Origin of the sequence: Lysobacter defluvii IMMIB APB-9 = DSM 18482 (assembly GCF_000423325.1) — a bacterium.
Taxonomy (GTDB): Bacteria; Pseudomonadota; Gammaproteobacteria; order Xanthomonadales; family Xanthomonadaceae; genus Novilysobacter; species Novilysobacter defluvii.
Genome location: NZ_AUHT01000001.1, coordinates 1 through 10,196 on the forward strand (window position 1 = coordinate 1; position 10,196 = coordinate 10,196).

At 56.7% G+C, this 10,196-nt stretch carries 12 protein-coding genes; all 12 read right to left on the reverse strand.

Annotation, left to right across the window (positions count from 1 at the left end):
- Positions 1 to 139: 139 nt before the first annotated feature.
- Positions 140 to 433, reverse strand: coding sequence for a hypothetical protein (locus G545_RS0100005; RefSeq protein ID WP_027068619.1), 294 nt, complete (start codon positions 431 to 433; stop codon positions 140 to 142).
- Between the two features lie 84 nt (positions 434 to 517).
- A complete protein-coding gene (locus G545_RS16085; RefSeq protein ID WP_081677636.1) occupies positions 518 to 814 on the reverse strand; it encodes a YciI family protein in 297 nt (98 codons plus the stop codon).
- A 606-nt stretch (positions 815 to 1,420) separates the two neighbouring features.
- Positions 1,421 to 1,927 carry a DUF2199 domain-containing protein gene (locus tag G545_RS16090; protein WP_081677637.1) on the reverse strand — a complete coding sequence of 169 codons (507 nt, stop codon included), beginning with the start codon at positions 1,925 to 1,927 and terminating at the stop codon, positions 1,421 to 1,423.
- Between the two features lie 70 nt (positions 1,928 to 1,997).
- Positions 1,998 to 2,264, reverse strand: a complete 267-nt coding sequence (locus G545_RS0100010; RefSeq protein ID WP_027068620.1) for a hypothetical protein — start codon at positions 2,262 to 2,264, stop codon at positions 1,998 to 2,000.
- Positions 2,265 to 3,340: 1,076 nt separating this feature from the next.
- Positions 3,341 to 4,090 carry an SDR family NAD(P)-dependent oxidoreductase gene (locus tag G545_RS15110; protein WP_081677639.1) on the reverse strand — a complete coding sequence of 250 codons (750 nt, stop codon included), beginning with the start codon at positions 4,088 to 4,090 and terminating at the stop codon, positions 3,341 to 3,343.
- 472 nt (positions 4,091 to 4,562) lie between these two features.
- On the reverse strand, positions 4,563 to 4,784 hold the full coding sequence (locus G545_RS15480) for a hypothetical protein (protein ID WP_154656461.1): 222 nt from the start codon (positions 4,782 to 4,784) through the stop codon (positions 4,563 to 4,565).
- Between the two features lie 141 nt (positions 4,785 to 4,925).
- Entirely contained in the window at positions 4,926 to 5,441 is a 516-nt protein-coding gene (locus G545_RS15115) for a GNAT family N-acetyltransferase (protein ID WP_081677638.1), read from the reverse strand.
- A 775-nt stretch (positions 5,442 to 6,216) separates the two neighbouring features.
- A complete protein-coding gene (locus G545_RS15485; protein ID WP_154656462.1) occupies positions 6,217 to 7,077 on the reverse strand; it encodes a hypothetical protein in 861 nt (286 codons plus the stop codon).
- A gap of 575 nt (positions 7,078 to 7,652) precedes the next feature.
- A complete protein-coding gene (locus tag G545_RS0100025; RefSeq protein WP_027068623.1) occupies positions 7,653 to 8,105 on the reverse strand; it encodes a hypothetical protein in 453 nt (150 codons plus the stop codon).
- Positions 8,106 to 8,581: 476 nt separating this feature from the next.
- Positions 8,582 to 8,944, reverse strand: coding sequence for a hypothetical protein (locus G545_RS12885; protein WP_052106877.1), 363 nt, complete (start codon positions 8,942 to 8,944; stop codon positions 8,582 to 8,584).
- A 66-nt stretch (positions 8,945 to 9,010) separates the two neighbouring features.
- A complete protein-coding gene (locus tag G545_RS15490) occupies positions 9,011 to 9,493 on the reverse strand; it encodes a hypothetical protein (protein WP_154656463.1) in 483 nt (160 codons plus the stop codon).
- A 119-nt stretch (positions 9,494 to 9,612) separates the two neighbouring features.
- Positions 9,613 to 10,056, reverse strand: a complete 444-nt coding sequence (locus G545_RS0100035; RefSeq protein ID WP_244874611.1) for a DUF305 domain-containing protein — start codon at positions 10,054 to 10,056, stop codon at positions 9,613 to 9,615.
- Positions 10,057 to 10,196 lie beyond the last annotated feature (140 nt).

Consider the following 10,196-nt stretch of genomic DNA (forward strand, 5'->3'; position numbering starts at 1 on the left):
TTCTAACGCCGCCAGCGCCGATGGCTGCACGTTCTCGTAGTCAATCAGCACATAGTTGGTGCGCAAACGAGATACTCTCCTTGGCTGCTAACACCTGAGTTAAGCCGCGCCGCGAAGCGGCGTCGGCTTGGACGAATTGTTAGGGCGCATGCCGCGGGGCATCCAGTATGTGGTCTGTGTATAGGCGCTCCAGCTCATACATGCGGTCTTCCACTGGCCCGAACATGAGGTCTGACTTCCCAATGCCGAAGGAAGGCCCATACGAGCCTGCCAAGGTGCCGTCGTTGGCTCGGCGCAGCCACTCCCCGACATTGCGAAGGGCAATATCTGCGTTGTAGTAGCGCTCGTCCCCAGACGCAACTGCCTGCTCAAGCTCAGCGACCATCTCACTTGCGAGCTTTCTGAAGGCTTCAATGGCGATATCGTATCTCATGCGCCCTAACACCAGAATTAAGCCATGCCGCGGAGCGGCATCGGCTTGAATGATCTGTTAGGCCGCCCGCAGCACGCGATGGGTTTACGGTGAATCCATAAGGAAATTATTGGACTTGTTTGCCTCTATAATCTCTGATAGCTCGTAGTGACCGTAGTAGCCACTTGAAATGAACGGATCTGACTCGGCAAGTAACCTTGACTCCTCAAGGGAGTTTGCCTCTAGGATCTGTATGGCTCCATCGTTTTCATGAAGTGGCCCGCAAAGCACGAGCTTTCCCTGATCGTCGAGTCTCTTTAGATGCTCAACATGAGCCAACAAGAGCTCTTGGGAAAGAGTTCCCAGCTTCTTGTCACGAAGTAAGACGACAAATTTGGGCAAACCGAATCTCCTAGCCCGTGGCCTAACACCAGAATTAAGCCGACGCCACTTGTGGCGTTCGGCTTGAATGAATTGTTAGGCCGCACGCTGTTTACGCGCCTCAAGCTCGTACAGCCAGTGGAGGAGCATAAAGAAGCCGGCGCCGAGAACGAGGCCAAGCGCTGCTCCTAGGAGAGACGGTCCTCTCCAACGAAGGTCAACAAGAACGGCAAATACTAGGCAAGTCACGCCGCCATACACAGCAGCTACGCACCAGCCTCGCAAGGAGCTCGGGGCGGCGAACAAGTCTCTGACAAAGCCGGCGGCAACGGCGCCAACACACAGAGGTCCGACAAGCATCCCGACAAAGTCGAAATCTATGGCCACTCCAAGGTTGAAGAGGTTGAGCACAAGCACTGTAAGCCAAAGAACCGAACCGTAGTAAAAGGCTTGGAAGAGCACTTCCGCTGCGTAGTGAAGCTGCGGCCGCGCGCGTGCAAGAAGCCACAGCCGGATGTAAGAAATCCGATCCCAGATGGTGATGCTGCGAGTGCCTTCGACTGTGCCCATGCGGCCTAACGCCCGAACTAAGCCGCGCCGCGAAGCGGCGTCGGCTTGAATGAATTGTTAGGGCCCACCCAGTGACCCAGTGGATACAAGTATCTCGTGATAGCGACGATTGTCTATGCCTGCAGATTGCTCCGAAGCAAGGCAGTGGTGGCCAGCCTCCGCCGCAACCGTAGGTCGGCTGGTGCTGCTTTGAAATTGCACCATCACAGGCAGGCCAACGGTTGGTGGGTATCCCGGAAAGGCGTTGGCGATGGTGCCTGACACCGGAGGCTCAGCGCTCCCGTCTTTGTCGTAGAGCTCAACGTAGCGGTAGAAGTCTGACTCCGCCACCTCAACCCATGTGCCCCAACCGTAGTAGCCAGGCTGTTCTTTGAACGGGAGCTTGAGAACACAGCGGATGAAATGGTGCTCGCCGAACTGGCACAAGTCACTGTTGAATTTGGCCTCGCTCGATCGCTTCGCCTCTGGAATGGCCCACACAACGTCTGGGAGTTTCCAGCCGTGATCGGTAGGCAATCCTTCGTGCGTTTCGCCGCAAGTTGAGCAAATGAACGATGAACTCACAAGTGGGCCCTAACACCTGAGTTAAGCCGACTTGGCCGCGCTAGCGGGCAAGTTCGGCTTGAATGAACTGTTAGGCCTCACTGGTCGTGGCCTTGGCGAATCGGTCTTGAAAGTCAGTGCCGAGCATACGATCAACTGCGCCAAGCCTCTCAATGGCTTGTTCGGCGTCGAAAATGTTGCCCCGAAGCGCAGTATCAGCCTCATTGTGCAAGGCGTAGGCCAGATGTGCGGCTGCACGAACCGGTAGCTCGGATGTGCTTTGGCTACCGAGGTGTCCCGCCAAGAGAAGGCGGATCTCGTAGATGGCAAACGCGAGCAGTTGTTCTTGTTGGCTCATGCGAGAATCGTCTTCTGAGGCCTAACACCTGAATTAAGCCGACCCGCGAAGCGGGTTCGGCTTGAATGAATTGTTAGGCGGCACTCTACGCGCCCGATACTCCAGAAAGCCAGCTGCCAGGAATGCTAGAAGCGCTGCCACGTAGCCGTATCGGTAGTCTGACGCCCAGGCATCTTTCACTTGGGTATAAGAGCGCAGAATTGATTGGTCAGATCTCAGCTCATAGACTTGAAAGAATGGGTCAGCCGAGCTTTGTTGAGGCTCACGCGGATTGACTAGGATGGTGATGGGTTGCTCTGAAGCATCCGCGAGCGCAGAGGCTACCGCTGCACGATCACCACTCTTGTGCGCGTAGGCGAAGGTTCTAGAGTCGCCTACAACGCCGAAGCGGATGCTGTAACGATCTGGGCTTGTCCACGCAATGCGCCCCGTCACGGCCGAGAGGCCTTGGCGTTGTGGAAAGGCCGATGGACCAAGAATTGATAGAAGCAAGACGACGATGCCGCCGGCTGCGCCGAGTAGAGCGATTGTGCGAAGCGTGATCTTGACGTAGTTGGATGTCACGTGTGCCGCCTAACCCCTAAGTTAAGCCGAGACGCGCAGTGGAGCGAAGCACATGGCAAGCTGTACCTGCCATGTGCTTTGCGGAACGAAGCGGCTTCGGCTTGAACGCATTGTTAGGCCGCCGTAACCAGGCTTGCGCCCGGTCTTGCGGCAGCCCAACCCCTGCGCCGAACAGTACACCAAGTCTGGCCCAGGAGATTTGCGGTGCCGCTGCCGCGAACGAAGCCACGTTGTCGAGGCGCGCGGCCAAGAACTTTCACCGCGCCCGCTCCGAAGCCGACCCGGGAGGTCGAACCTTGCAGAGAGTCGCGTCAGTCCGAAGCCGAGCTGCCGCAGGACCAACTGCCGATAACTGTCCCGCGCGTGCGAAGTGCCAGCTGCCGCGGACGAGCGAAGATTGTGATCTGGCGAAGATGCATTGCAACAACAGTGCGGGAAACAAGGCCTAACACCTGAATTAAGCCGCGCCGCGAAGCGGCGTCGGCTTGAATGAATTGTTATGCCCCAACCGATTATTGCGCTGTGTACCCACCATCAATGGAGTGCACGCTGCCTGTCATGAAGGCAGCCCGGTCACTGAGCAGATAGGCGACAAGATCAGCCACTTCTTCACGGGTTGCAAGGCGCTTCATGGGGTGCGTGCTTGCCATCCAATCTGTAACGTCTTTGCCAGAATCGACAATTTTTGGAGTGGCCACGTAGCCAGGCGCAACAGCGCAAACTCTTATCCCGGACTCCGCCAACTCCAATGCAGCAGATTTGGTTAGCCCGATGATTGCGTGCTTGGCTGCGGTATAGGCGGACATGCCCGGCAAGCCAACCAAACCATTGGCGGACGACATGTTCACGATGACGCCAGAGCCATTTTGCAGCATGGCAGGTATCTCATACTTCATGCCATAGAAAATACCGGTCAGATCGGTGTCAATCACCTCGCGCCAAGCGTCGATCTCAAGCTCGTGGACAGGAACGCCAGCCGGCCCGGGGATGCCTGCATTGTTAACGGCCAAGTCAAGGCGGCCATATCTCTCTATAACGCTCCTGATCGCGGACTCGACGGCAGCAGGATCGCGGACATCAGCCTCTACGGATAGAGTGCTCTTTCCCTCTGGGTCGATTCGTTTGCAGATGGCAGCTACAGGGTCAAGGCGGCGACTGATAAGTGCTACTGATGCTCCGCCAGCAAGAAGCCGCACTGCAATGGACTCGCCAATTCCGTCCCCAGCACCAGTTACCAGTGCGATTTTTCCTTTGAAATCCATCACGTCCTCACTTGACCCACATTGGGGCATAACACCTAAGTTAAGCCGAGCCGCGTAGTGGAGCCAACCACATGGCAAGCTTTACCTGCCATGCGGTTGGTGGAACGAAGCGGCTTCGGCTTGAACGCATCGTTAGGCAATGCGAGTCTGTGTACTAACACTGCGGTACCAAACCGACACTAGCCAAAGTGCGGGACCAAAGCTGCCGCCAGATGCTGATTGCTTGATGTGATGGATCTCCACGCCGGGGTTATCAGAAAGCCACTCATTGATGCGACTCTCGAAAGCGCTCGCATTGCCACCGTTGTCGCGAGGAAGAAATCCCTTGTCTCGCATCGGCGCTTCTACCCAAAACAACTTCACCTGCATGAAACCCCCTGTGGTACCTAACACCTGAATTAAGCCGAGCCGCGAAGCGGCTTCGGCTTGAATGAACTGTTAGGCCGCAGATGGGCAAACCTGAGACAGGAGATCATGAATCCACAACCTGGCGGCCGAGCTCGCTACCGGCGGAAAAAGCCGTCTCGAGCGTGGGATACGAGTGATCACTGTCGCGAATGGTGGGTAAGTGCGAACCATCTGGAGCTTGGATATGGACCTCGATTGTCCAGGCAGAGCTTGAATCGTAGCGCTCTGCCAAAACCCGAATAGCGTGCGCTTTGTACATCTCATCGTCGTAGCGCCTCTCGGTCATGCCGTTCTCCAAGATCTTGCGAAGTTATTTATGCGGCCTAACACCTAAGCTAAGCCGCGCCGCAGCGGGGCGTGAAGCACATGGAAAGCTGTACCTGCCATGTGGTTTGCGCCCCGATGCGGAGTCGGCTTGAGCGCGTTGTTAGGCACCGTGCCGTTCGAAGTGAAGCACGTCGTGCCACTGGCCAGAGAGCCAGAAGCTCTGGCTTGAATGGCCGAATTGCACAAAGCCGTTTCGCAGAAGCACTTTGGCGGAGGCTTCGTTCCCTAAACGAACTGCGGCCTCGACTCGGTGAAGCCGGAGCCGCACAAAAGCATAATCTAGCGCAAGCCGAACTGCCTCAGTCGCGTAGCCTTTGCCGCCATGGTCTTGGGCTACGCGATAGCCCAGTTCCGCGCTATGGAAGTGGTCGCCACGGACCCGGGTAAGGTTGACACGGGCGACAAGGTGGCCCGACCCGTTTCTCGCGAGGAACTGATACGCGCTGCCCTCTGCTGCTTCGGCCTGAGCAACTGCGATCGCCTTTGCGATTCCGCCCGGCTCATAGAAGGATGTCGCCCTCGCATTAATATGTGATTCGAAGAACGCCCGGTTTGTGAACTCAAACTGCCCCAAGTCCTGTTCGTCCTCGGCCGTGGGTGCAGATAGCGACAGCATATGGGAGGGGCCTAACACCAGAATTAAGCCGAGCCGCGTAGCGGCTTCGGATTGAATGAATTGTTAGGCCGCTGGCGGCCGAAACTATCAGTTGCCATACCGAACCACCAAGGACGACCTGGCTTGCTCCAGAAGACTGGAGTAGTTTTCCGAGAACGGAGCAATGAGTTGCTTTTGCAAGATCGCCTCGAGCGCCCAGAGAGCATTCCTCTCGGGAGCATCGACACTGTCACACAGCTTGCCTGTGGCCAAGAGCTCAAAAAGGACAAGAGCCTCGTCGTCAGCGAGCTCGATTTGTATCCCCACTGCGATCTCCCCTGCTGCGGCCTAACACCAGAATTAAGCCGCGCCGCGAAGCGGCGTCGGCTTGAATGAATTGTTAGGCCGCAGTGCCATAACTGTGCCGCGCTAGCAACTGCCGAGCCTCCGCCGGCGACGCCTCACGATACTCCAGAAGGTCAAACACGCGTCTAGCAAAGGGTGGCAAGGTGAAATCCGCAGCCGCATGGAGGTCGTCCGCCGCGAGGGCGGCGCGGTCTGCATCTAGGTCGCCGGATGCGTAGCGGGACGCAAGCTCTTGGGCGAACGTGTCACAGAACTGTAGCTCTGAAACCGCGTGTCTTCGACACAAGGCAAGAAGATCCGTCCGCAGGAGCGCACTTGAGCCATCCGTGACCGTTGCATAGTGATCAAGCAGGCGTGCGATCGAGTCTTTCATGCGGCCTAACACCTGAATTAAGCCGCGCCGCGAAGCGGCGTCGGCTTGAATGAATTGTTAGGGCGCACTTTCTGGATGCTGTGCAAACCCCGAGAGCCACGACTCGTAATCGCTAGGTGGTGGGATGAGCCCTGCACTTCTGGCGCCAGAAAAGTCGACGGTAGTGACCTTTGGCGTCTTATGGCGAAAATCTTTCTTCAGTTTCTTACTAAGCTTCTCACAGTGCTCGATCAGATCCTCTGTGAGGAGAGCGCTGAAAAAAGCAACATCATTGGAGTACGAATGAACCGCGTCTACCACGTCCGGAAACAAATGGTGTGTATGACCTCGGCCGTCCTTCAGGCCAAAGTAGCGTTTATGAAACTCAGACTCTTCTCGTCCCGCTTGAGCAAACTCATCAATTAGCGCGTTTCGTGTAGCGAGCGCCTCTCGAAACTCAGCCACAGACAGTTCAAGCATAGCTATTAGGGCCAAGCCTCTTCCGTTTAGGTGTGACTTTCCGTACACCAAGTCCTTGATCGCATCTGTTGGAAACTCGGAGACCGGGAACTTTGTTAGCAGCGCTTGGAAGTGGAGATTTATGGGGCCCTCGCCTCTACTTGCTTTTTCTATGCCGTCCAACGCGGCACTCCGATCTGATTCGTACTTTTCGGTTAGAGGGTTAATGTACTGCTTTTTTGCCGCCAGAACGTTATTGCATAGTGTGAACGCAAGCGTGATTGCTGCGCTTGAATGACGAAAATCTTGAGCAAGCTCTGCTTTTCTCGCCTCGCGTAATGCCAGCTTTTGCGCGCCGATAACACCGGCAAAAGCGCCCGCCAAAGCCGACAGCAGCGCTGCCATAAAGGGGCCATTGATGAAGCGGCCGAGCGCATCACATGCGTCTGTGACAACGCCCCAAGCTTGCCCTAAGTCCATCGTTGTCCCCGGTTGTGCGCCCTAACACCTAAGTGAAGCCGCGCCGCAGCGGGGCGTGAAGCACATGGCAAGCTGCACCTGCCATGTGGTTTGCGCCACGATGCGGTGTCGGCTTGAACGCATTGTTAGGCCGCTCCGCAGCGCGCCTTACCGACTGGAAAGAAAGAATGTGGAGAATAAGATCGTCCTTGTCTTTCTCTACGCGTGCTGTTGCGACTATGACCCAATAGACCTCGAGGAGTGACAGTGTGGAGTCGATCTCCTTGCGCAGCTGATCAGCAGCGGCGCCATTAGCAGTGCGAATGCCGTAAACGCGAAGGGCTGGGCCGGTGCAACCGTATGGTCGGACGAAGTCGCCATGTTGGTCTATGCGTAGCTCGCCAGTGAGTTCAAGCGCCTGTCCAACCTGGAATGCGCCTACACGAGCGGCGCAAGACCTGTCCGCGGGAACGCTCCAGGTAGTGCACGCGGAAAGAAGTAGCGAGCTTGTCAATGCAATTGCCAGTATTGGTCGCATGACGGCCTAACACCTGAATTAAGCCGCGCCGCGAAGCGGCGTCGGCTTGAATGAATTGTTAGGCCGCGCGCAGCTCAAGCGACCCGATGATTGGCGAGAAGAAATCTGCAGAAGCTTCCTGGCCATATGAATCATAGTCGTGGAACGTGGCTCGGAGAACGTACTTGCCAGCAGCAAGTTGCTTGCCACAAATCCAGTACTTGCTCTCGGCATTGATCCCCTCCCAGAAGCCCACGGCAGAGATCTCATCTCCCTCTGCAGTGCGGCAAATCAAGTTCCAAGCCTCACCCTCCGGGAAAAACGAGGGCACCTCCGTCTCTTGGAAAGTCTCAACAAGCTTGCGGGAACCGCGGAGTTCTTGATCCGACATATGCCAGAGACTGACGTAGAAGCCCTTGTCTCCCGCCGGTGCCTCGAAGTACAGAGTGTCCTCGCCCTCGGAACGGTCGATCCAATCGCTAGGGAACGCGATGGTCCAGGTCTCGGTGGTGATCCGGTCGAAATCTGTCATAGCGGCCTAACACCTGAGTTAAGCCGCGCCGCGAAGCGGCGTCGGCTTGGACGAATTGTTAGGCCGCATCCGACCACTCCTCACGTGACACTGCAAGTAGAGCCGCCCCAGATGCCTTGGCACAGGGGATACGAACCTCTCGGCGGACGGGCCCGCGTTTGACGCGAACTATCAGAACGAAGTCCGCGCTGCGCCGCCAGAACAGGAAAACGGGCACCAGAGTATGGCTGACGGAGCGCAACCAGAAGGACGCGCCCGGCTCTTGCAGCACCGCAGCAACGGACCCCACACAAGCCTCATCCACAGGCACGGCAATCTCCATGCGCCGACGGTGGGAAAACAGCACCAGGCGAGGCGGTGACAGGAGCGCTTCCTGGATTTCGAGAGTATCGACGCTTCCCATGCGGCCTAACACCTGAGTTAAGCCGCGCCGCGAAGCGGCGTCGGCTTGGACGAACTGTTAGGCCGGGGCTCGATTACCGACATGCCTCAGCCACCTGAGCGTCAGTGAGCGGCTGGCCGCCCGCGACGACCTTGCACGTGCGCGCTCCCGCCGCAGCGGCGGCTTCTTGGAAGGCGCGTTCCTCCACATTGGTGTAGCCGCCTACGGCTTCCGGGACCAAGTGAACGAGCACGCTGGGCCTGACCGAAAACAAGCCGCCGGCCCTCGGCTCCTTCAGCACCGCCTTGAAGCACGCCTCAACTGCCAAGAAATCACCCATGAGGGTGCGCGGGTGGCTCAGCGCGGCGCACTCACGGCGGACGCTGGAGCCGCCTGTCCGCTTGGCTACAAGGTAGCCAGCATGCACCTGGATGTAGACAACTGGCTTGGCGAGCATGCTTCTTCCCCGGCCTAACGCCTGAATTAAGCCGACCCGCGAAGCGGGTTCGGCTTGAATGAATTGTTAGGGGCCGGGCCGAATAGACCCGAGCATTGCCCCGTACTGAGCACGATAGGCTGAATAGTGCTGGCGTGTAGTGACAATGTTTAACGACACGTACACATCTCCAGTCTGTAAGCATGAGACGACATAGTAGGTGGGGCTGCTCGCACCTGGCCAAGTACCCTCGAACTCTTGGAGCTTGCCTGAGGCATGAGCAGCCTCAAGTGCCTGAGGCTCAGAAACAGGTTTGTAGAAATTCTCGATGGTAGAGAAGCGATACTCACAAAACTCGTCAAGGGAGCCGTCAGTTTTTGCGTAAGCAGTGGCCGTAATTGCGGCGAGGTCATTGGGCGCGACTAACTGGAACGCCTCCGACTTAGCATTGCGGGTAAAGATTGCCGGGGCATCCAGCGAGAAGACGCTGTTGCCAAAGACATGATGGGCGGTGGCGGGCGAAGCTGCCGCCGCTCCGGCTGTAAAGACTCCAAGCAGTTTCCTAAGCATCCGAGGCCCCTAACACCTGAGTTAAGCCGACTTGCGCAGTGGAGCCAAAGCCATGGCAAGCTCTTTGGCCATGGCTTTGGTGTAACGAAGCAAGTTCGGCTTGAACGAACTGTTAGACGTCACTCTTGCGACCTTCCGACTGGCTGATCTTGAAGATCATCAATTAGCGACTCCATCTCGCCGATCTCGCGGCGCTGGGCCTCAATGATCTCGTCGGCTAGCGTCCTAACACGGGGGTCAGAGATACGGGCACGCTCACTTGTGAGGATTGCTATTGAGTGATGAGGAATCATTGCCTTCATCCACGCAATGTCACCGACCGTAGATTGGCTACGAACTAGCCACAACCCCAGAGCCATTAAACCAACGCTGCCAATGACAATGGCTAAGTTAGCCACCTTGCTCTTGTACATATGCCGCATGAAAAAGAGCATCACCAAGGCCATTGATCCAGCCATGATGAAAGTCATGAACAGACGAGTCTGGCTAAACCAGACATGGCTGAACTGATATGTGTTGAGGTACATGAGGCAAAACATCAACACAGATGCCGCCAGAATCATTAGCAAGAAGTTTCTGTACGGATGCATTGATCTCTCCTGTGACGTCTAACGCCTGAGTTAAGCCGTGCCGCGAAGCGGCATCGGCTTGAACGAATTGTTAGGCATCACTCTCGTCGAAGTGGCCGCACAACTCAAGGAAT